Genomic DNA, 21616 nt, shown 5'->3' on the forward strand with positions numbered 1-21616 from the left:
TGCCTCTGATAAAAATACACATAAAGACTGTTTTTAAATTTTATTGCTAATTTCATGAAATTACTTTATACCTTAAAGGGTAACTTTGGTCGTCTACGCAACCGATCAGTAGGGTCTGAAAGCCCTAAAGTTCAGTACATAAAATTAGCCTACTCTTGTGGGTATCCCGGGATTCCGGGAGTTTTTGCCATGTCCAGGTGCGATGAGCACTAAAAGCAAAAAAAGCTGACTGAACTCAGTACTTTCAGACTCCCGGAATACCAATGCGAGGGCGCTCGCAACCGGCAGGGGAGCTTGAAGTGAAAGCTAAAAATCCACACTTTAACGACATTTCGATAGGCAGAAAAATTCGCTTTAAAAGAACAATGCTGGGAATGTCGCAAAAGAAATTAGGCAGCCAGTTAGGTGTGACTTTTCAACAAATCCAAAAATATGAAAAAGGCTCTAATCGTATAGGGGCGGGGCGTTTACAAGAAATTGCTGATATTCTCAATGTTCCCATTGCCTTTTTTTACGCTGGTCTCTCAACAAAAGAAAATGCTTTGTATTGCTGCGATGAAAAGATCGGAAGTAAAGAAGAGCATATCCTTTTGAAAAGTTTTAGAGAGCTCAAACCTAAAAAGCAGAAAGCAATTTTGTGTTTGATTGTCTCATGAGATAAAAACACTGTTTTAAATTTTATTGCTGGTCTCCAGAAATTATTTTATGAACAAGCACTAGGGTTCTCGTCGTACAGTGTGGTTGAATGGTGAAACCCAAAGCCTGAAAATCCAAGATGAAACATTAGCCTGCTTTATAAGTATCGCGAGATTCCGGGAGTTTTTGCTATGTCCAGGTGCGCTCTAGCACTAAAAGCAAAAAAAGCTGACTGAACTCAGTGTTTTTGACTCCCGGAATACGCATAAGAGGCGCTCGCAACCGGCAGGGGAGCTTGAAGTGAAAGCTAAAAATCCACACTTTAACGACATTTCGATAGGCAGAAAAATTCGCTTTAAAAGAACAATGCTGGGAATGTCGCAAAAGAAATTAGGCAGTCAGTTAGGGGTGACTTTTCAACAAATCCAAAAATATGAAAAAGGCTCTAATCGTATAGGAGCTGGGCGTTTACAAGAAATTGCTGATATTCTCAATGTTCCCATTTCTTTTTTCTACTCCGATCTCTCGACAAAAGAAAATGCCTTGTATTGCTGTGATGAAGGGATCGCAAGTAAAGAAGAGCACATCCTTTTGAAAAGTTTTAGAGAGCTCAAACCTCAAAAACAGAAAGCAATTTTGTGTTTGATTTCCTCCCGCTCTACGCTCTAAAGGATGCATATTCCTGACTTAAAGGCTGCTCTGTAAACAGTCCGGCTTCTGTTGGCGGGGGGGGGTGACCTACTCCTGACCCATTCATGTGGTTCACTTTAAAAAGGGCGTTACGGGGCAAGCCATGCCCATTTATTACACACTCTAAAAACACTTAATATGGAAAGTTTTACATGCCTTATATCACGGCTCTAAACAACAATGTTTTACGGCACAACATGATAAACCGCGCTTTTTTTTCAGTGAACACTAATGCGTATTGTTATTGGTTTTTTTTCTGTTAAGAAGCATATACAGTGTCGTAAAAGAGTTAAGTAAGAAATTTAAATAGCGCGTGAAGCATCAAAGAAACTTTGGAAAAATTCTTGAAAAAATTAGTTTAGGGGAGCTTTTTATAAAAGCCCGTCTTAGAGAGGCAGATAAGTCTTTCATCTTAAGATGGTTTGCTTTACGTTTCAAAACTTGATAAAAATTCAAAAATTTCGAAAAAATAGGAAGAGAAGCTTTTTCTGGTATGCAGGGGGAAAATGGTCAATAAATTAGACAAAAAACAGATTATATTTTTAGCATTGCCACTCATCTTTTCAATCATTGTAGCTTTTTTGGTCAATATAACCATCAATAACATTACAGAAAATGGAACGACGCCTGATGCTTATTGGTTTGTAAGATCAAAGCCACTGGATATTTTAATCCTTATTGCACTTTCATGTTCTTCATTCATCTTATTACAAAAAAGGCATACCAGAAAAAATATCATTATTTCATCCATGATCATCTTTGGTTTGTTTGCAACTTATTATAGTGCAAATGAATATATCAGACTTAGTCCCTATGTAGGTCAAAATAATATGACATGGGCGGATGTTTTTCCTTTCTTTGATAGGATGGTTTTAGGGGGTGTTGTTATTGGCGTTATTATCCTTGGTTACACGATAAAACTATCATTACCTAAAGCTTCACCTTTGAAAATTTCAAAAAATACGATCTTTGGTGGTGTTCAATGGATGAGTATGAAACGCCTTGAAAAGATTTTTCCTCGTGATGGTGAAGTCGTCATAGGAGAACGCTATAGAGTCGACAAAGATATTGTTAAAGATGTCCCTTTTAATCCTAAAGACAAAACAACATGGGGAAAAGCTGGTAGCCAGCCATTGTTGACATACAAACTCAATTTTGATTCAACCCATATGTTATTTTTTGCTGGTTCTGGTGGTTATAAAACAACCAGTAATATTATTCCAACTTGTCTCAAATATTCCGGTCCACTGATCGTTTTTGACCCTTCAACTGAAATCGCTCCAATAGTTAAAGACGCAAGGGAGCAGTTAAAAAGAGGAGTATACGTTCTTGACCCCCATGGTTCTTCAACAGAAACTTTTAATCCTTTAGATTGGCTGTTAGATGAAAATCTCCCCCTTTATGAAAGAGAAGCGGGTGTGGTTGAAGTTGCTAGACTCCTTCTTTCTGAAAACTACAAATCAATTTCGACAGACCAATTCTTTGTATCACACGCACATAATTTGTTAACAGGAATACTTGCGCATGTGGTCTTTTCTGATGAATACACATTACAGGAAAAAAATTTAAAAACCCTTCATACGATCATGTTAATGCCAGAACCGTCTGTGATTGGAAAATTGCGTTCCTTACAGGCTTCATCGCCATCCCAATTTATTCGTGAAACCCTTGGCGTTTTTACAAATATGGCGGCGCAAACTTTCTCAGATGTCTATTCTACTGCTGCAAAAGATATACAATGGCTTTCCCTCTCTAATTATGCAGATCTTATCAGTGGTCATGATTTTAAAACTAATGATATAACAAAAGGAGATATCGATGTTTTTTTAAATATCCCCTCAAAAATTTTAAAATCTTATCCAGGTGTTGGGCGTGTCCTTGTTGGCTCTTTTCTCAGAGCTATGGAAGCTGCTAATGGTAATTATGCAAAAAGAGCGCTCTTTATTTTAGATAATGCTGATCTTTTAAGATATATGAACATTTTAGAAGAAGCGCGTGATCGTGGACGCAAATATGGCATATCTCTCATGCTTTTTTACGAGTCTGTAGATCAAATAGAACACTATTTCGGTTCGTCAGGCGTTATGACATGGTTTGAAAATTGTGCTTTTGTAAGCTATGCCGCAATAAAAGATATTAAAACTGCTGAAAATATATCTAAGGCATGTGGTCAAATGACCATTGAAGTGAAAGATTCAAGCAAACCTCTAGGAGGATTCCATACAAGAGGGACAGAAAATATAAACACCCAGCATAGACCTTTAATATATCCACATGAAATAACACAAGAAATGCGAAAAGACGAACAGATTATTCTTATGCAAGGGCAACCACCTGTTCGTTGTGGACGCTCTATCTATTTTAGACGTAAGGATTTAACAGCTCTTGCTAATGAAAATAGCTTTTCTTCTTAATAAAGCACTTGTTTTTAGTTAAAATGAATAAAGTATTGTTGTATTTTTGGATGATATAATTAGAGATAAATCATTTTTATAATACATATTTTATAATATAGTGGCTTGAAAATGGGGGAGTCATAAACGATCTTTCTGCTAAGAATACAAACACCAAAAAAATTAAGACATAAAAAGAGTATCTTATCAATTATAATGCGTGGGGTGTTCAACATAACACGTAGAATATTCGTTTGGATATTTAAAACAATACGTAGAATATTGGCTGTGATATTTAAAAGGTTGCTTTACGCAATCTTCCTTATTTTATTATTCATTCGTAAACCAGTTTTTGCCTTCTTAAACTTCTTTGCTGGTGGCTTGGCTTTATTCCTATTTTTTCTTTTTTTCGGATACACGGCAGGAGCAGCACCCTATGAACACCAAACAGCAAGGGTCATTGGTGGTATCATCATGATATTTCTTTGCTTGTTTGCTAATGATGCCTATGAAAGGTTTTTACTACGTCTAGCATCTCCTGATTATGATCTTATACCTATTTCAATAAATAGAGCTCACTTCGTTCACACATAATTTAATCAAAAATGAGAGGTTATCTGCCTCTTATAAAAATACAAATAAAGACTGTTTTAAATTTTATTGCTAATTTCATGAAATTACTTTATACTTTAAAGGGTGACTTTGATCGTCTACGCAGCGATCAGTAGGGTCTGAAAGCCCTAAAGTTCGATCATAAAATGAACCTACTCTTGTAGGTATCCCGGAATTCCGGGAGTTTTTGCCATGTCCAGGTGCGCTCTAGCACTAAAAGCAAAAAAAGCTGATTCGAACTCAGTACTTTCAGACTCCCGGAATACTCATGCGAGGGCGCTCGCAACCGGCAGGGGAGCTTGACGTGCAAACTAAAAATCCACACTTTAACGATATTTCGATAGGCAGAAAAATTCGCTTTAAAAGAGCAATGCTGGGAATGTCGCAAAAGAAATTAGGTAGCCAGTTAGGTGTGACTTTTCAACAAATCCAAAAATATGAAAAAGGCTCTAATCGTATAGGAGCTGGGCGTTTACAGGAAATTGCTGATATTCTCAATGTTCCTATTGCCTTTTTTACGCTGATCTCTCGACAAAAGAAAATGCTTTGTATTACTGTGATGAAAGGATTTCAAGTAAAGAAGAGCATATCCTTTTGAAAAGTTTTAGAGAGCTCAAACCTAAAAAGCAAAAAGCAATTTTAAGATTAAATTTTCGTTAGAATCAAAAAAAAGATTAAAGAGGCTCTTGCTAAATAATAAATTATTATATAAAGCTTTTTCTAGAGAAGGGGGTTAACATTTCTCCTCCCCCCCCCCCGCAGAAATGTCCAAATAAAACCTCCTTCTCATCGTTTTAAAAATCACGAAAAATTTTATCTTTTATCCTTTATTTTTTTTAAAAGAGTGACTTATTTGTGCTAGAAAAGTTGCTGTATTAGGCAAATTGGAGGGTGGGGTGTTTTTAGTAGGGATTTGGGAAGGGCTGGAAAAGTCGTCTTGCCAAATAGAGTTCTCAAAAGAAAATCTTGGAAAGAAACTATCAAAGGGGTGGCTTAAAAGAAGCTACCAAAAATCCGGAACTTCAGGCTTTAAATGAGGACCAATCCGTACTGCCGAGACCTTTTCTGCTAAACCGGTGCGATCTGAAATCTCAACCGCTAAACCACAAAGGGTGGCAGGACCACACGCCGGTTCAAAACGATCTTGCTTCGTCTTATAAAGAAAACGGTGTAAGGGTTCTTCTTTATCCATTCCAAGAGAGGAGTTATAATCTCCACACATGCCTGCATCTGTTAAATAGGCGCTCCCACCTTCTAAGATCTGCGCGTCAGCCGTGGGAATATGCGTATGTGTGCCAACGATAACACTCACACGACCATCAAGAAAATGGCCAAAACATTGCTTCTCGCTTGTCGTTTCTGCGTGAAAGTCAAAAATAATCGTATCGGCTTGCTCCATCAACGAACAGGCAAGCAGAATATTTTCCGCTGTTTCAAATGGATCTTCTACTTTACACGGCATAAAAACGTTGCCCAACAGATTGGCGACAAGAACACGGGCGCCATTTTTTGCCGTAAAAACACCAGAACCTTTTCCAGGAGTTTCTTTCGAAAAATTGGCAGGGCGTAAAAAACGATCACTCTCATGGGCATACTGCAATGCTTCTTTGTGAGAAAAAGCATGATTACCTGTGGTGACAACATCAACACCGGTTATCAAAAGATCTTGATACGTTTCTTGTGTGAGACCAAAACCACCAGAGGCATTTTCACCATTTACCACAACAAAATCAAGCTGCCATTTCTCAATCAGTTGAGGAAGGTATTCAAAAACAGCTTTACAGCCTGTGCTACCAACAATGTCACCTAAAAATAAAAAACGCATAGGCGCTTTAATCACATTTTAACATTTTAAGAAACCTTTTTCTGTAAAAATTCCTTGTACCTGTAGATCGTGTTCTGCTGCGGGAATAGAGGAAACCTCCTGACATGAAAATCCTATGCCCCATAATATCATTTGATGCCCTTGTTTTTCAAGAGCTGCAACAGCACGGTCATAGTATCCTCCTCCATAGCCAAGACGGTGACATTGACGATCAAATGCAGAAAGCGGAACAATAATATTATTGGGGGCAACAACGTCATTGTCTGCACCCGGACCAAAGGTGCCAAAACGCATGGGCTCTAAAATTGTGCTGGGCGAAAATGCACGGAAAATCATGGTGGTGGAATCAAGAACTGCTGGTAAGGCTAAATGCCCACCGCGTAACGCTACAGCATCCAGTAAAGGACGCGGGTCAATTTCCGATTTAATGGGCCAATAGCCTGCTAAAATGAGGCGTGAAAAATCGGTTCCCTTCTTTTCAAGGTATTCAATAAAGTGGCAACAAGCACGCTGCGAAAAGAGTGCACGCTCTTCTGTTAAAAGAGCATCACGACGCGATAAACCGCTTTTGCGTTGCTGTGTGCGAAGGGATGAAGCAGATTCATAGAGGGGATTATTTGTCATTGTCTCGTCAATTGTTTTATAAGATGCTGGTATTTTATCCATTGTTGGCGTTTTGTAAATCTCTGTATGGACAAGAGCTGTGCTCATGAAAAAAAAGCATGAAAAAAAGTGTGTGCTCTTTAGGGGGAATTTTGGTGCGACAAGCCGCTTTTGCGTTGCTTGCGTGCGAAGGGGTGAAGCAGATTCACAGAGGGGATTATTTTGTCAGTGCTGTCTGTTTATAAGATGCTGGTATTTTATCCATTGTTGGCGTTTTGTAAATCTCTGTATGGACAAGAGCTGTGCTCATGAAAAAAAAAGAATGAAAAAAAGTGTGTGCTCTTTAGGGGGTATCTTGGTGCAACAAGCCGCTTTTGCGTTGCTTGCGTGCGAAGGGGTGAAGCAGATTCACAGAGGGGATTATTTTGTAAGTGCTGTCTGTTTTATAAAATAAAGCTTATCGTAATTTTTATTTCTTGAAAAGAGAGTATCGTCATTGGTCTTATGTAAAAGGACGCTCTCAATTTTAGCTGGAAAAATTTGATGTAAAAAAGTTATATAAATAAAGGGTGATCCACAACAGCCGATGGAAAAAGCTGATCCCGGGAACCTATACAAATAGGTGGGCGCCATATGAAAAAGCCCACGGGCTTGATCAGGGACAGCTCCCTTGGAGATCATTAAGGTCTCAGGAATACATTATTTCCTGTCGAGAAGCGCAGAACACCCTCCTTAATATAAAACAATTTCAGAGCTTCTGCTAGAGATAAAATAACCTCGCTCTCTTCTTTTTCATAAAGTATTTCAGGAGAGATTGATGATATTGTCGGTGGTTGCTCAAAATGGCTGTATGATGGATGGCTTATTCAAAGTAAAAAAGCAAAAAATATGAGTGGGGGTGGGTGATTGAGTGACGTAGAACGGTTTATTGGCAATCGCTTGATTAGCTCTTTTGCGACAATGCTTGATTTTTATGTTTCGGGGGTAATGCTTGGAGGAGTTTTGAAAGGAATATTTCTTATTCAAGGATGTTGGTTGAATTGGTGTTGCACCTTTGAAGTTTTTGCTTTGTGAAGCCATATTTCAGGGCTGTTTTATCAACTTTGAGGGGTGGAGGAGAGCCGATACGGTATGTGCTGCTATGGTTTGAAGCTCATAAATAAAAAACAGACGATGACAGTTTATCAGAGGCGCTAAGCGATGTTTTAAGCTTTTTTCAAAAAATATTTTTTGAGGATCGTGTTTTATCATCTTTTTATCCATGATGGAAGGTGTGAAAAGAAGAAACGGTGTGAAGAGGACTTAGGCGTGAAGCCCGTATGCTTGCTATGAGAAGAAATTCTGTAGGGAGTATATTGGCAGTGTTTGGAAGATGCCTGCAATACAAAAAAGGTCCAAATTCAAAAAAAGGCACTGTGAATTGTGTGGGGGGTGATGGGGTGGTTATAAGCAGGGGCAGTTTATTGAGTGGAATGTGAAGCCGGCTTGCGTCTTATCTAGGTTTGAAAAGATGCCGTAAAGCGTCTTGTTCTTGAATGGTTTTAAAGAGCTTGGGGTGATTGTTCGTCTAACAGAGCTTGCACGCGCTTTTGAATCCTGCGCATTTGTGGATAGTAATCCAATGCTGTTTCATAAGCTTTAAGAGCAAGTTTTGGACGCTCCGTTGCTTCCATGACAACGCCAAGTTCAAAAAAAGCACTATAATTGCGCGGCTCAAGTTCAAGAGCATGGTTGAGATCAAGCAGGGCAAGTTTGAAATCGTTCAGTTGAATGTGAATCCAAGCGCGTCTTATCCAAGCTTCAGAATGAGTAGGTAAAAGTGCAAGAGCATTGTCAATATAATCAAGCGCAAGTCCATAATCGTCGCTGTTGAGTGCATTTTCGGCCCATGACATTAAAAGATCAATCGTCTCACTCCCCGATTGGGACCATAAATGTTGAAGTTGTTGACTGATCTTTTTCGCTTTAGCAACATCAGCACAATATTTCAACTCTTTGAGTAAACGTGAAATTTCTGCTTCTTTGCGCTGCTTAACTCTGTCAACATGGGAAAGCTGCTCTTTGTCAAGATCTTCAAGAATAACCGCCGAGGAATCAGAATCGGAGGGCGTTGAGGAAGGGGGAGGAGAATTGGGAATAAGATCATCTAACGGTAAAAGCGATTGTGGAGAAGGCCGATCTTCAGGAAGAGAAGGAGGATTTTGCCCATAGCTCGAGGGAACAAAACAAAAAACGCCAACAAAAAAAAGAAAAAACGCGCGCTGAAAAATACAGAAAAAACGCAGCTGAAAAAATCGAAAGGCTTTTAAAAAAATAGAAGAATCCATAAAAACAAGCCCCCAAAAGATAAATCACCAAATATTATCAAATACTAGACTTGTAATCAACGGACTTATAACCAAAAAAACGCAAAAAAATTTTTTAAGCCTACAATTAAAGTAGGCATAAAAACATTGATCCTAAAGAAATTAGTCCTAAAAGAATTAGCCCTGACGTGCTCTAAAACGTGGGTTCGTTTTATTAAGAATATAAACACGACCCTTACGACGCACCAAACGATTGTTACGGTGGCGCTCTTTTAGTGCTTTAAGCGAATTTTTAATTTTCATCATATTCACCGTTTAAATAGTTTACGTAACACAATACTATAATACAATATTAAAACACGAAAATACAATATTACAACCCCAATAGACTGCTTACTCTATGAGCATTGCATTGCGATATCGTACTTGCATGATAACATCACACGATACACTTTTTCACTGTGATCACAAAAAGAAAAGCGCACTCTTAAGGTACGCATTAACCACTTCATTAGCACAACGATAAGTGAAAATTGCAAAAAAGTAGGAGAGATTTAACAAGAAGTCTTATTCTTGTCAAGGGTATATCCCTTACAAATTCCTTAGGGTGTGTTAATGGTTGCCTTGAAGGTAAAAATTTTCTCGTAAAAAAAGGACACAAAAAAGCACAAAGAGTGGAAAAAAGTAAAAGCTTCCTATTTGTGAGAAAATAATCCTGTTTTTTCGTAAAATATCATCGTTTAGTAAGGCTCATGTAAAATTTATAACATGAGGTGTTTTTTGTTCGTGTGTGAGGATATTCTTAAGGCTTATTCTTAAAACCTAAAAAATAAACCGCATGATGATGACGAAGATGATGAATTGATAAGGATAAATTTCTATTGTTCAGAGAAAACATAGTAAAATAAGAGTTTCGCATAGTCTTAAGGTTTTCTCATTGCAAATCTGTGTATCTTTAAGCATAGCATTCGCTGCTTGCATATCACAAGCGGGATTGATCTATGGTAAAGATACTTGAAGATAAGGAATAAAACGGTCTTTTATGAATGCTTTCAAATGCTAAGAGTGTTGTAACATTGGAGACTGGCAAAGCGGTATGATGAGGTTGGCGTTTACGCTTCATAAGTTTAAAGAGGGTGGTGCACTATGAATGTTTAAGTTATTATCGAGAGTTTTTATGCTCTATGACCGGGGCTGCTGTTGTGAAGTGGTGGCAATGTGCATTGGCCAAGTGTTTCTTTAAAACAAGTGCGTAAATTGGCAACACAAGTGTCTTCTGTTTGAGGCTTTTTATTTTACGTGAGGGGTGAGAGGATGTTTGGTTTGGGAATGGATAAGCTTAGTGCTGTAATCATATCCTGTAATTATATCTTTGACGTGGAGATCAGGGACGGAGCGGAGCGCTCGGTAATTTTAATGAGGGATTAAATCTGTGCTGTTAGAGTGAAAGATTATGCATAAATTTCTCTTTTAAGGCAATAGTTTATGATTTTTTGCAACCCTATTATTTCTACGTGGGTGGAGTGCTGGATATTGTCAAACGGAGGGGGAATTCAAATTATCCGGTGAGGGAACCAGTATAGTGAGAATATACTTTGGCTCTTGAATGTGGATAGTTTGAATTCCTTTTAATATCCATGCTGTAGAAAAATTTGACCTTCCCAAGGGTGGTCTATGATGATGTTTATTGAAAGAGTGAAAGGTTCACATTGTCTGGCGATAAACGTAATAAAAGCATGTCATAATACCAATTTATATACATGTTGCAAATGCCAAAGAGAGCTGACGTAATGATCATTGGTATCCCGATCGATAGGGGTAATGACTCTCTTCCTACTGCGAGGTATGTTAGACAAAGAATTCCTGCCATTAATAAAAAGCCTATCGCTAGGATTTTCGTTACGAAAACAATGGGTTTACGAAAGGTTAAAAGAAAGAGGAACAACATATGTCTAAATGGACCCCCTTTACGTTTTTGAGGAGGAACAGACTGTGCCTCATTTAAAGTTGCTTCCTTATTTTCATTGTTTTCATCTTTGAGTTTGTTTGAAGAGATACCCTCCATTATTTTCCCCTTTTGTATGGTATTTTTGCTATAAAAAGATCTAAGTTTATGCTGAACGTTAATCACATATTAAGATAAGATACAAGCGAAATTATTTTATTATTGTTAGAAGTGAAGTATTTTTTCGCATAATGAGCGTTTTAAAGGCAATGATAGTGTTAAAATAATAGTATTAAAAAGTATAGTTTAGCTTTATCAGGATAATAAAATAAACATTTATATTTATAAATTATTAGGTGCTCTTGAAATAAGCTTGGATTGAGAAAAATTGTGGGAACTTCATGAAGCGCTGGTCTGTTGGGGGTGACGAATGTCATTGCTGAGCAGGATTAGAGAGTTACAGACAATCTCTTATGGGTGGTTAAGAATATGCGTAAACAAAGTGCGTTTACGATAAGGGGAGTTCATAAAGAATTGTGCGAGATGCAATAAAAAGATGCCATAAAATCAATGCGCATTATACGGTGGTGATGTGCCTTATAATTCATTATCTTAACAGGATTAAAAGGTGAGAAAATTGATGCACTAAAAAAGGGGAGGGTTTTGTGAGAGAAGAAAAATTGATCTGAAAAGAAGAAACTTAAGCCTTTGGGGAGAAGTTCAGGAAACCTTTTCGAGGAATGTGTTGGGGGGAATTAACGAAAGGAGAAAATCTTCTATCCGTTGAAGGAAAAAGAGAGAGGAGAAAAAGAAGAAAGTTGCTATGCTGGAGGGGGCTATCGTCTGGCTGATATTGGGCCGAATTCTCGAGAGTTGTTTGGGGAGAGTAATACGTTTTACCTCTTTGCAGCGATTTTATGGAAAACAAAACGATGCTTTTGTGAAAATGCTTTTGTGAAAAAATGAACATAAGAAGAGAAGCTAGAGACAATAAAAGCGCAATCATGGGGATTGGTATCTATGGGGTGCAATAGATCAGTCTATTTCTTAAAGATTGGCATTAAAAGAAAAATGAAGGGGCTGCGTATGTTATAGGGGAATATTTATGCTGTGGGAGGTGGAGGGGTAGTGAAGTTGGGGGCTGGTGGATTATTTTTAGCCGAGGGGATATTTTTGAGAAAAGGAAGAGGAGAAGAGCTAGGGGGTGGAGTTGAAGGGTTGGGAGCGCTTGTTGTGCTGCTTGGATATTGGTGTGGAGTGAAGCTTTGTTTTTGAGGGCGGATGAGATGTTCGTGTAGGATGAAGCGGTTTGGAGGGGGAAGAGGTGATGTTTTTAAGAGAGAAGGAGCTTGTAGGAGGGCTTCACGCCCTTTCAGGGGAGAATTAAAAGGTTAGGGGAGCTTTTGAAGCCGATGGATATCGGTGTGGGGGGAGAGGTTGTTTTTTCAGTTCATTTAGGGGAAAAGTGTGAAAAAGTATTTGTATATATGTGGGCTTAAGATTTGTTGGCTGGTCCCAGTAATTGGATGATATGCCCCATTTTTCGGTTGGGGTGAACAGTGCTTTTGCCATATAAATGGATCGAGGTGCGCTCTTGCTTCAGAAAATATTTTAACGTGCTAAAATTGTTACCAAGAAGATTGGTCATTTGGCAATCGCTATGGCGATAGGGACTGCCTAAGGGAAGTCCGCAAATAGCACGGATATGCTGTTCAAATTGTGAAGTTATGCATGCCTTTTGTGTCCAATGACCAGAATTATGGACACGCGGTGCTAATTCATTCACTAAAAGATGACCATTCGTTAAGACAAAAAGTTCAATACAAAGAACACCAACATAATCGAGGGCATCCATGACTGTTACACTGATTTCTTGAGCTGCTTTTTGCACGTCAAGTGGAATATGTGATGGAACAAAGGATTTATGAAGAATTCCATTTTTGTGTTGATTTTCAGGGCAGTCATAAAAAATATGTTCTCCTTGTTTTGTACGTGCCGAAAGAACCGAAATTTCCGATAAAAAAGGAACTATTTCTTCTAAAATACAAGGCTGTTCCTGAAAAGTCCTTAAGGCTTCGTCAAGGGTTTGTTCATCTGGGTGATCAAGCTTGATCTGGTTTTTTCCGTCATAACCAAAACGACGCGTCTTTAAAAGACCACGTCCGCCTAAGGTATCAAGAGCGGAAAGAAGAGAAGAAGAATTGTCAACAGCGTGCCATAACGCGGTGCCAATCCCTTGATCACGCAAAAATTGCTTCTCAAAAAGTCGATCTTGCGTGATCTCTAATGCTTTGGAAGAAGGATAAACAGGCTTACTCTTTTCTACATATTGAACCGTTTGAAGCGAAAGATTTTCAAATTCATAGCTGACAACATCACACTGAGAAATAAAATGATCTAAAGCTGATATATCGTCATAGGAGGAAACAATATGGTTGTTTGCTGTTTGAGCGGCTGGGCAATCGGCTTCAGGGCAAAAAATAACGGTTCGAAATCCTAATTCTGCGGCCGCTATGGCGAGCATCCGCGCTAATTGTCCCCCCCCGATTAAACCAATGACGCTGCCTGGAGGTAACATGGTGAAGGGAGTGGTGTTGGACGAGGTGGTGTTGGCTGAGGAGGTGTTGGACGAGGTGGTGTTGGACGAGGTGGTGTTGGCTAAGGTGGTGTTGGAGGGAGTGGTGTTGGACGAGGTGGTGTTGGCTGAGGAGGTGTTGAAAAACGGTGCCATTTTAAACCTCCGTTACAGGCGTTTGGGCGACATTGGCTGTTTGTTGTTGACGCCAATCTTCTAATCGTTGGGCGAGATCATGGTCATAAACGGCCATAACGGCTGCGGCTAAAAGGGCTGCATTAATTGCGCCTGCTTTGCCAATTGCTAATGTGCCGACGGGTATCCCTGCTGGCATTTGTACGATTGAAAGCAAAGAATCTTGACCAGAAAGAGAGTGAGAATGCACTGGAACGCCAAAAACAGGAAGAGGAGTAAGGGCTGCTAACATACCTGGAAGATGCGCTGCCTCCCCCGCACCGGCAATTAAAACTTTAAACCCTGCTTCTTTTGCTTCTTTGGCAAATTGATAAAGGCGTTCAGGAGTTCGGTGTGCTGAGACAATATGCGAACTATGAGAAATACCAAGATTCGTCAAAATATCTGCACTATGGCACATCGTTTGCCAATCCGATTGGCTCCCCATTAAAATCGCCACATCACATGATTTTTTCATCATTCTCTATCCTTTTCAAAGGTTCAATGCGATTCTTTATCATTATTTTTTTAAAGTTTTATATTCTTTTTGCAAAGCCAATTGATGACAGAGAAACAGTTATTTTTCAAATAAGGCGGAAAGCTAAAAATTTAAAGGGGATCTCGAGAGATGAAAAACTAAAGTATTGAAGGCATGAAGCACTTCTTGTGAGGGGGGAGGGCAATGTCACGGGGTGGCGTGGGACCCATGAGGCTGTTGAGCTTGCGGTATTGTCTTTTATTTAAGATAAGAGGGAAAAATGTATTGGGGAAAAGCCATTGATTATAAGTTTTTTTTAAAAAAATGTCTTATTTTTTATTTGCTAAAATAAACAAGATCACCATATGATATAAAATCTGTTGCAATTTGAAACATTGCTTATGAGAAAAAGAGATTTTTATGTCAAAAATGTGTTGCAAAATGAGGATATTCTTTTGAGAAAAAAAGAGATGTATATCTCTCGATTTCAAAGCCTATTTATTTTGTTGTTCAAGTGATTCTTTTGTGAGTGGGGGATATAATCTTTATAGGGGATATAATCTTTATAATTGTCGATATATCTTTAACAATGGCTGATATAAGGGGAAGCGAATAATCAACGCTTTTGTGCTTTTAACGCTTTTGTTGAGATGTGCTTCTGAGCGATTATATCGTTTTTTCACTTAAATATAATGGCAATATCAATCGCGAGTGACGAATTGTGAATAATAAATCCATGGTCTCTTTTTTGCCCAATTTTGTAATATGGTGAACGCTGAAATAAATAAGAGTTAAACAACGGATGTAAAGGAGATTTAAAAGCTATGTTTCTTCCATTTTTAATCGCTTTAGGTACTGCAGTAACGACTATGTGTGGCAAAAAAAATATAAGTTATGCTTTGTGGGCAATTTTATTCGTTGTCATTCTTCTCACTTTCAATCATCACGCAACTTCTACTTTAAATTTATCTTTTTGAGAGAATAGCCATGGAACATGTTGAACAAAAAAATCCTCACTTCGTCATCTTTATGAATACGCTAGGACTCTTTGGGTTATCTATTGTCTTGGTGGTGGCTTTTTATTATCAATTGGTAAAGTTTGAGTTACCTTGTCCCCTTTGTTTGCTGCAGCGCGTTGGATTGATGCTGGCAGGTTGTGGGTTCTTACTCAATATTCACCATAAGGTGAAAAATACCCATTATGGTATGGTTATTCTTGGTTGTATGGTAACCAGTGCTGTGGCAGCACGGCAAGTGTTTTTGCATATCACACCCGATGATTTAGGATATGGTTCAACGTTCTTTGGATTGCATTTTTATACTTGGGCTTTCATTATTTCTGTCCTTTGTATCTTTGCTGTCTCATTTGTCATGATTTTAGGCGAATTGGCACACAAGTTCAAAGAATTTTCTCCTTTTCCAGCCTTGAGTAAAACGGCAAGTTTCTTATTTGTGTTTTTGATTGCGGCAAATTTGATTTCTACCATACTGGAATGTGGTGGTGGGCAATGTGCCGATGATCCTGTAAGGTATGAATTGTTATCAAATTGGTTCCCTTCACAGTCTTGAAATTTTTTAATAATCCCTCATCATAATTTTTATTGTTAAAGAGGCGGAAATATTTAAGAATCCGCTTCTTTTTTATTTATTGGGAAGACATTTCAGCAAGATTGTTCGATAATCTGATCTTTTATACCAACGCTGGCTTTTATGAGCGCTGGCGATTGATATTTTTTTAGCGAAGACTTGTACTGTGAACCTTTTATGCTGTCTTTTGAGAGAGATGAAGGGATTGATTGGCTTGGAGGCGTTTGTAGAAGAAGCCCCGGACTTTTGAACCGCGTAGGTTAAGAAGCCTCGTTTTTTAAAGGTGTATTAACGATAAAAATTTTTTGTTCTTGATTTTTCTTAACATTGTGTTAAATTGATCTTTGTATTCATTTTGGTGCTTCTAAAGCGTTTTTATTGCTTCTAGAGGGATTAATTTAAAATTTTGAAAGTTATGTGAATAATTTTCTGCAGAGGTTTGTTTATTAGAGGCAAACCTTTTTTTTTATCTAAGTTTTAGATGTTTTCTTTCAGTGTGAAGCCTTTTTTAGAAAAAGGTAAGCGTCTTGATGATGACTCTCTTCTTTATTAATATATTGATTTATAATAATAAATAACCATTTTTTAACGTGAAGCGCGTTGCTGAATATAATAAAATTTCTCATCACCAGTTCTCTCATATTAAATCAATTAAAATTACTTGGCTTATACATCATAAGTGAGTGGGCCATGTGGGTCAAAACTGTACAAGAAAGGCATGCCTTTAATGAAGTGTCTCTTGAACCGAAGGCTGTCTGCAACATTGGGAGCTGGCAGAGTTTTTGTGATGATGCCGGCTTGTTCTTCTATAAGCGTAAACTTGTTTTTCCATAAGCGTAAAGATAGGGGGGGGCTGAATGGATTTTATACACTTCATGGGAGCTTACCATTCCTTTACGGGTAGCGTTTTGCAAAATGGGTGTGATGGAGCGTTGAGAGATCTTTCTTTAAAACAAGCGCGTGAATATGCAACATAAGTATATTCCTTTTGGCACGTTTTGTATTACGAAAAAATATTGACTTATAAGGATAAGTTATCGTTGCGGATGTTGAATGAGAAAAACGAAGAGCTTCTCTCATTTCAAACTTTCTTATAGTCAATTAATTAAATGTGCTCTTCTACGTTACAAAAAAGCACTGGGTGTAAATAAAAATTCTTTTAAAAGTCGTAAAATGCTTCTTATGACCCCTTTTGATCGTTAGAATTTTTCGAAAAATTTTATGCTGCTCAATACAATAATAGGGCGGTTTATATCTATGATTTAAGTGAAAATAGGGGGATTTAGATGAAAAGGGAGGCGAGTTTTTAATGACAGTTGTTGAAAACGTTATTGTGTAATGCATTTTTTACAGATTTTCTGCTTTCTGTAAATACGTAAAAGCGTAAAAACAGAAATATGTAAAAAAGGAAGCTGGGACTTTATGTGGGGTGTATGATTTTATCATGGCATGGAATGTGGAGAGAAGATTGGGGTGTGGGGATGAAGAGTTTTATGAAGGGGGGGAAGCTTGGATGAAGAGGCGGGTGTGTTGACGAGAGAGGAGAGAGGGTGTGGGGAAAGTTGTTTTTGAAGTGGGATTGACCGGTGCTTTGCGTGATCTTACTTTAGGGTGGTGAAGGGGCAAGAATATTTTAAAATAGGACGTATCTGTCGCGTTTGATGCAACATTATCCTTTGTGGTGTCGTGATCTGAAATCAGCAGGGGAATTGGCTAGAGTAAGAAGCTGTATTGTTGACAAACCTATGTTTACAAAGTGGTGCGGGGGGGAATTTGAAAGTTTCATTTGGCTGCTTTCTGTAAATGTGGAGAAGCATCAAACCGTTGATCCGTAAAATAAAAACGTATATCCGTAAAATGATGCGGAGGATTTATGCTTTGTGTGCGCTTTTGCTTAATCAGAAATCAACCATAAGATTGCTTTTTGTTTTTTCGGCTGGAGCTCTCTAAAATTTTTCAAAAGGGTGTGTTCTTTTTCGCTGTATGTTTCTTGATCATAGTGTGCGGCATGTGTTGAAAGATTTTCTTTTGTGGCAATATCTGCATAAAAAAAGCTTATGGGAACATCCAGTTTTTGGGCGATTTTGAGTAAACACCCTGCGCTTACACGATTGAAGCCTTTTTCATATTTTTGGATTTGTTGGAAACTGACACCTAAATAGCTTCCTAATTCTTTTTGGGAAAGTCCCATGGAAATGCGTCTATGACGAATTCTTTTGCCTATCAGAATATCGATAAAATTTGGATTTTTGGTTTGCACTTCAAGCCCCCCTCCGGTTGCGAGCGCCCTCGCATTGGTATTCCGGGAGTCAAAAATACTGAACCTAAATCAGCTTTTTGCTTTTAGTGCTCATCGCACCTGGACATAGCAAAAACTCCCGGAATTCCGGGATACCCACAAAAGTGGGATAAATTCATGTTTTAGGTTTCGGGTTTTTGATCCCCTATTGATCGTTGCGTAGACGACCAAAATTACAGTATTCATTTATAAGGCAATTTCAGAAAATTGGCAAGAGAAATCAAAATAATCTCAAAGTCTATAAGATTGGGTACTTTTTAAAAAAGTGCGAAATATGGATTATAAATCGCGTCTTTTGCTTAATCAGAAATGTCGATAAAATTTGGATTTTTAGTTTGCACTTCAAGCCCCCCTCCGGTTGCGAGCGCCCTCGCATTGGTATTCCGGGAGGTTGGATTCACTGAACTTAAACAGTCTCTTGTTTTTAGTGCTTAAAGCACTTGGACATAACAAAAGCCCCCGGAATTTCCGGGATACCCGCAATGCGGGATAAATTTATGTATTAAGCTTTCGGGCTTTTAGCTCCCTATTTGATCGTTGCGTGGACGATCAAAAACACGTGCTTATCAATAAAGTAATTTCAGGAGATTGGCAAGAAAAATCAATATCCCATAAAATGGCGTGATTTGGAGGGGTATGGAGTGCTGGTTTGAATTTGACTTAAGGGGGTATATGAATGGAATAATATTAATTGTTACTCTTTTGCTTAATCAGAAATCAGCCACAAGATTGCTTTTTGTTTTTTCGGCTGGAGCTCTCTAAAATTTTTCAAAAGAGTGTGTTCTTTTTCGCTGTATGTTTCTTGATTGTGGTGTAAGAGAGTGTCTTTTGTGGGAAGATTTTCTTTTGTGGCAATGTCTGCATAAAAAAAGTTTACGGGAACTTCTAGTTTTTGAGCGATTTTGAGTAAACACCCTGCGCTTACACGATTGAAGCCTTTTTCATATTTTTGGATTTGTTGGAAACTGACACCTAAATAGCTTCCTAATTCTTTTTGCGAAAGGCTCATTGAAATGCGTCTGTGGCGGATTCTTTTACCTATCAAAATGTCGATAAAATTTGGATTTTTAGTTGGCACTTCAAGCCCCCCCTCCGGTTGCGAGCGCCCTCGCATTGGTATTCCGGGAGTCTAAAAGTACTGAACCCTAGTCAGCTTTTTTGCTTTTAGTGCGGAAACGCACCTGGACATAGCAAAAACTCCCGGAATTCCGGGATACCCACAAGAGTGGGTTCAATTGTACGCTAGGGTTTAGGGCTTTTAGTTCCCTGTTGATCGTTGCGTGGACGATCAAAATTACACTTTAAGTGATAAAGTAATTTCAGAAGATTGGCAAATGAAAATAGTTTTTATTTATAAACTTTATTTTTTAATGAGAGGCTTTCCGCCTCTCAAACTCTCCGGAACGCTCACCAAAATCATGAGATCAGACCCGCGTTTAATGAGGGGACTAACAATCCTAGGTTCTTAAGGTCAAGGAGACCATTACATGGCGCCTAACGGCGTCCTTGACCCCCAGAACTTAACGGCTTGTTTTGTCCCTCTCACGCGGCTCCGAAATCATGATTAGAAGGGGAGCTTAAAAACGTATATTCGTGAAAAAGGAGTAGAGGATTTGTGCATTGTGTATGCTTTTGGCATGGCATGGAATGTGGTGAGATAAATGGGGGAAAGAGTTTTTGTGAATGGAGTGGTAAGCTGGGATGAAGCCTGCGGGAGATTGAAGGGAGAAGAGAGTGTTGTGGGGGCGGAATAGGAATGAACAGACTAAGGGGTAAGAGGCGGTGGTGCGAAGGGATGCGTGAAGGATGGTGTGAGGAGATAGCGCTTTGCTTTTATGGTACTTGATGAAGTGGTGTCATTTGAGGGGGGCTGAAGTCCGTGAATGTGGGGTGATCTGAAGTGCTTGGGGAGATTGGCTAGGCAAGAAGCTGGGGTAATACTATTGTTTATAGAGTGGTGCGGTGTGGAAGTTTCATTTGGCTTTATTCTGTAAATATGTAAAAGCGTGAAAACGTATATTCGTGAAAAAGGAGTAGAGGATTTGTGCATTGTGTATGCTTTTGGCATGGCATGGAATGTGGTGACATAAATGGGGGAAAGAGTTTTTGTGAATGGAGTGGTAAGCTGGGATGAAGCCTGCGGGAGATTGAAGGGAGAAGAGAGTGTGGGGGCGGAATAGGAATGAACAGACTAGAGGGGGAAGAGGCGGTGGTGCGAAGGGATGCGTGAAGGATGGTGTGAAGGAGATAGCGCTTTGCTTTTATGGTACTTGATGAAGTGGTGTCATTTGAGGGGAATCTGAAGTCCGTGGGTGGGTGATCTGAAGTGCTTGGGGAGATTGGCTAGGCAAGAAGCTGGGGTAATACTATTGTTTATAGAGTGGTGCGGTGTGGAAGTTTCATTTGGCTTTATTCTGTAAATACGTAAAAGCGTAAAAACGGAAATGTGTAAAAAAGGAAAAGGCTTTATGTCGTTAGAGGCGTTGTGGTTAATGGTACGCAATGTATAGGGATCGTGTTTTCGAAGGTAGGAAGAACAACATAAATGGAAAGAGTGGCTTAGAGGAAGCGTGTGAAGAGAGAGAAAATGGGGAAGGCTGTATGGGAAATGCGTAGAGTATGAAGTGTGGGGCAGTGAAGCATGTTGTGAATGGTGTGTGAAGAATGGAGAAGGTTTTTGAGAAAAGGAAGGGCTTCTGGCGTGGGGGAGTGGTGTTTATCTGAAGGGCGCATGTTTAAGGTGTGGAAGGTGAGGAAAAGTTGGAGAGAGGATGATTGTGAGTAAGTTGTGGAGGGATTAGTCAGAGGTGTTGGGAAAATGCTTTAGGGGAAAAAATTAGCGTAATTTCTTGTCACACTGAAACCAAAATCATCATAAAAATTGAAGGAAATTAGCGGGTAAAATTGGTGAAAAAAAAGTTTTTATTCTTAAGGTGTGGGATGACGTTTTTTGAGAACATGAGAGAGTAAACTTGAAAAACCTTTCCCTTTTTGTGGAATTTTTATTCACAAACTTAAGAAAATAGGATATGAACGCTGGAAATAACGCGCAGCTTAACAAAATATGTGCACTGTAAAGGAAATGTTTGTTTATGTCAAAAGAAGAAGTTTTAGAATTTTCTGGTATCGTTACTGAACTCTTACCTAACGCGATGTTTCGTGTGAAACTGGAAAATGATCATGAAATTATTGCTCATACCGCTGGTAGAATGCGGAAAAATCGTATACGGGTGTTGGCCGGTGATAAAATCATGGTGGAAATGACACCTTATGATTTGACAAAAGGGCGTATTACATATCGCTATAAGTAGCCTCGTGGGTGGCTTGCACTTTTTTCTAAAAGCTATCATATTATTTCTATTATTTTTTAACAGTTTTTTAGTTTGCTTTTCATGAGTGAAAAAAGGGGAGTGTTTGAAGAGCCTTGAAAAACTGTAAAATCGATGCGGAAAAAGGATAAGGAGATCAATAGCGCTTAAAAGGGAGGCTAAAG

Annotated in this window: 18 protein-coding genes, 1 other RNA gene and 1 pseudogene; 10 read left to right on the forward strand and 10 right to left on the reverse strand. The window is 38.8% G+C overall.

From position 1 onward, the window contains the following. Positions 1 to 263: 263 nt before the first annotated feature. From ACFIMM_RS09430 to ACFIMM_RS09445, 4 genes and pseudogenes are all read left to right on the forward strand, one after another. Positions 264 to 656, forward strand: a complete 393-nt coding sequence (locus tag ACFIMM_RS09430) for a helix-turn-helix domain-containing protein (RefSeq protein ID WP_375682676.1) — start codon at positions 264 to 266, stop codon at positions 654 to 656. A gap of 280 nt (positions 657 to 936) precedes the next feature. Continuing rightward, the gene (locus ACFIMM_RS09435) at positions 937 to 1305 is read left to right on the forward strand and encodes a helix-turn-helix domain-containing protein (RefSeq protein WP_375682675.1); all 369 of its coding nucleotides are present in this window, start codon (positions 937 to 939) and stop codon (positions 1303 to 1305) included. A gap of 527 nt (positions 1306 to 1832) precedes the next feature. Then, complete coding sequence (gene traG / locus ACFIMM_RS09440) at positions 1833 to 3740, forward strand: Ti-type conjugative transfer system protein TraG (RefSeq protein WP_375682674.1); 1908 nt, start codon at positions 1833 to 1835, stop codon at positions 3738 to 3740. An 895-nt stretch (positions 3741 to 4635) separates the two neighbouring features. Beyond that, a pseudogene (locus ACFIMM_RS09445) lies at positions 4636 to 4991 on the forward strand (helix-turn-helix domain-containing protein). 343 nt (positions 4992 to 5334) lie between these two features. On the opposite strand, the gene ACFIMM_RS09450 reads toward ACFIMM_RS09445, so the two are convergent. The 3 genes from ACFIMM_RS09450 to ssrS form a co-directional block, all read right to left on the reverse strand. Further along, on the reverse strand, positions 5335 to 6156 hold the full coding sequence (locus ACFIMM_RS09450; protein WP_375607046.1) for a TIGR00282 family metallophosphoesterase: 822 nt from the start codon (positions 6154 to 6156) through the stop codon (positions 5335 to 5337). A gap of 18 nt (positions 6157 to 6174) precedes the next feature. Next, positions 6175 to 6780 (reverse strand): 5-formyltetrahydrofolate cyclo-ligase, encoded by a 606-nt coding sequence (locus tag ACFIMM_RS09455; protein ID WP_375682725.1) that lies wholly within the window; start codon positions 6778 to 6780, stop codon positions 6175 to 6177. Between the two features lie 546 nt (positions 6781 to 7326). Beyond that, a non-coding RNA gene (gene ssrS, locus ACFIMM_RS09460) (6S RNA) lies at positions 7327 to 7487 on the reverse strand. Between the two features lie 178 nt (positions 7488 to 7665). On the opposite strand from ssrS, the gene ACFIMM_RS09465 reads away from it, so the two are divergent. Beyond that, positions 7666 to 7833, forward strand: a complete 168-nt coding sequence (locus tag ACFIMM_RS09465; RefSeq protein ID WP_375682673.1) for a hypothetical protein — start codon at positions 7666 to 7668, stop codon at positions 7831 to 7833. 467 nt (positions 7834 to 8300) lie between these two features. Here the strand turns inward: ACFIMM_RS09465 and ACFIMM_RS09470 are convergent, their stop codons facing one another. The 3 genes from ACFIMM_RS09470 to ACFIMM_RS09480 form a co-directional block, all read right to left on the reverse strand. Further along, complete coding sequence (locus ACFIMM_RS09470; RefSeq protein ID WP_375611659.1) at positions 8301 to 9086, reverse strand: tetratricopeptide repeat protein; 786 nt, start codon at positions 9084 to 9086, stop codon at positions 8301 to 8303. A gap of 156 nt (positions 9087 to 9242) precedes the next feature. Next, complete coding sequence (gene ykgO, locus ACFIMM_RS09475; protein WP_004863016.1) at positions 9243 to 9368, reverse strand: type B 50S ribosomal protein L36; 126 nt, start codon at positions 9366 to 9368, stop codon at positions 9243 to 9245. 1381 nt (positions 9369 to 10749) lie between these two features. Further along, positions 10750 to 11130 carry a hypothetical protein gene (locus tag ACFIMM_RS09480; RefSeq protein WP_375613596.1) on the reverse strand — a complete coding sequence of 127 codons (381 nt, stop codon included), beginning with the start codon at positions 11128 to 11130 and terminating at the stop codon, positions 10750 to 10752. A gap of 990 nt (positions 11131 to 12120) precedes the next feature. Between ACFIMM_RS09480 and ACFIMM_RS09485 the strand changes: the two genes are divergently transcribed. Continuing rightward, entirely contained in the window at positions 12121 to 12285 is a 165-nt protein-coding gene (locus ACFIMM_RS09485; RefSeq protein ID WP_375613595.1) for a hypothetical protein, read from the forward strand. Between the two features lie 220 nt (positions 12286 to 12505). Here the strand turns inward: ACFIMM_RS09485 and ACFIMM_RS09490 are convergent, their stop codons facing one another. Both ACFIMM_RS09490 and purE read right to left on the reverse strand, forming a co-directional pair. After that, positions 12506 to 13741: a 5-(carboxyamino)imidazole ribonucleotide synthase gene (locus ACFIMM_RS09490; RefSeq protein WP_375682671.1), complete on the reverse strand. Its 1236-nt coding sequence runs from the start codon at positions 13739 to 13741 to the stop codon at positions 12506 to 12508. A gap of 1 nt (position 13742) precedes the next feature. Next, entirely contained in the window at positions 13743 to 14240 is a 498-nt protein-coding gene (gene purE, locus ACFIMM_RS09495) for a 5-(carboxyamino)imidazole ribonucleotide mutase (protein ID WP_375692708.1), read from the reverse strand. Positions 14241 to 15061: 821 nt separating this feature from the next. Here purE and ACFIMM_RS09500 point away from each other — a divergent pair. The 3 genes from ACFIMM_RS09500 to ACFIMM_RS09510 all read left to right on the forward strand — a co-directional run bounded on the left by ACFIMM_RS09500 (position 15062) and on the right by ACFIMM_RS09510 (position 16658). Beyond that, on the forward strand, positions 15062 to 15214 hold the full coding sequence (locus ACFIMM_RS09500) for a DUF5993 family protein (RefSeq protein WP_273790835.1): 153 nt from the start codon (positions 15062 to 15064) through the stop codon (positions 15212 to 15214). 10 nt (positions 15215 to 15224) lie between these two features. Next, positions 15225 to 15806 (forward strand): disulfide bond formation protein B, encoded by a 582-nt coding sequence (locus ACFIMM_RS09505; protein WP_375610657.1) that lies wholly within the window; start codon positions 15225 to 15227, stop codon positions 15804 to 15806. Positions 15807 to 16514: 708 nt separating this feature from the next. Next, complete coding sequence (locus ACFIMM_RS09510; RefSeq protein ID WP_375638483.1) at positions 16515 to 16658, forward strand: hypothetical protein; 144 nt, start codon at positions 16515 to 16517, stop codon at positions 16656 to 16658. A 1060-nt stretch (positions 16659 to 17718) separates the two neighbouring features. Here the strand turns inward: ACFIMM_RS09510 and ACFIMM_RS09515 are convergent. Continuing rightward, positions 17719 to 18084, reverse strand: coding sequence for a helix-turn-helix domain-containing protein (locus tag ACFIMM_RS09515; protein WP_375638485.1), 366 nt, complete (start codon positions 18082 to 18084; stop codon positions 17719 to 17721). 745 nt (positions 18085 to 18829) lie between these two features. Further along, a complete protein-coding gene (locus tag ACFIMM_RS09520; protein ID WP_375682724.1) occupies positions 18830 to 19201 on the reverse strand; it encodes a helix-turn-helix domain-containing protein in 372 nt (123 codons plus the stop codon). A gap of 2014 nt (positions 19202 to 21215) precedes the next feature. Here ACFIMM_RS09520 and infA point away from each other — a divergent pair. Next, positions 21216 to 21434, forward strand: a complete 219-nt coding sequence (gene infA / locus ACFIMM_RS09525) for a translation initiation factor IF-1 (RefSeq protein WP_004857577.1) — start codon at positions 21216 to 21218, stop codon at positions 21432 to 21434. The last annotated feature ends 182 nt before the right edge of the window (positions 21435 to 21616 follow it).

The organism is Bartonella sp. AP258QHHD, from assembly GCF_042196145.1.
Lineage (GTDB): Bacteria > Pseudomonadota > Alphaproteobacteria > Rhizobiales > Rhizobiaceae > Bartonella.

Excerpts from the sequence above, each read along its gene's own strand:
- ACFIMM_RS09450 (WP_375607046.1), bottom strand. The coding sequence starts at position 6,156 with ATGCGTTTTTTATTTTTAGGTGACATTGTTGGTAGCACAGGCTGTAAA.
- ACFIMM_RS09430 (WP_375682676.1), top strand. The coding sequence starts at position 264 with ATGCGAGGGCGCTCGCAACCGGCAGGGGAGCTTGAAGTGAAAGCTAAA.
- ACFIMM_RS09470 (WP_375611659.1), bottom strand. The coding sequence starts at position 9,086 with ATGGATTCTTCTATTTTTTTAAAAGCCTTTCGATTTTTTCAGCTGCGT.
- traG (WP_375682674.1), top strand. The coding sequence starts at position 1,833 with ATGGTCAATAAATTAGACAAAAAACAGATTATATTTTTAGCATTGCCA.
- ACFIMM_RS09510 (WP_375638483.1), top strand. The coding sequence starts at position 16,515 with ATGTGGGTCAAAACTGTACAAGAAAGGCATGCCTTTAATGAAGTGTCT.
- purE (WP_375692708.1), bottom strand. The coding sequence starts at position 14,240 with ATGATGAAAAAATCATGTGATGTGGCGATTTTAATGGGGAGCCAATCG.
- infA (WP_004857577.1), top strand. The coding sequence starts at position 21,216 with ATGTCAAAAGAAGAAGTTTTAGAATTTTCTGGTATCGTTACTGAACTC.
- ykgO (WP_004863016.1), bottom strand. The coding sequence starts at position 9,368 with ATGAAAATTAAAAATTCGCTTAAAGCACTAAAAGAGCGCCACCGTAAC.
- ACFIMM_RS09480 (WP_375613596.1), bottom strand. The coding sequence starts at position 11,130 with ATGGAGGGTATCTCTTCAAACAAACTCAAAGATGAAAACAATGAAAAT.
- ACFIMM_RS09505 (WP_375610657.1), top strand. The coding sequence starts at position 15,225 with ATGGAACATGTTGAACAAAAAAATCCTCACTTCGTCATCTTTATGAAT.
- ACFIMM_RS09500 (WP_273790835.1), top strand. The coding sequence starts at position 15,062 with ATGTTTCTTCCATTTTTAATCGCTTTAGGTACTGCAGTAACGACTATG.
- ACFIMM_RS09455 (WP_375682725.1), bottom strand. The coding sequence starts at position 6,780 with ATGACAAATAATCCCCTCTATGAATCTGCTTCATCCCTTCGCACACAG.
- ACFIMM_RS09490 (WP_375682671.1), bottom strand. The coding sequence starts at position 13,741 with ATGGCACCGTTTTTCAACACCTCCTCAGCCAACACCACCTCGTCCAAC.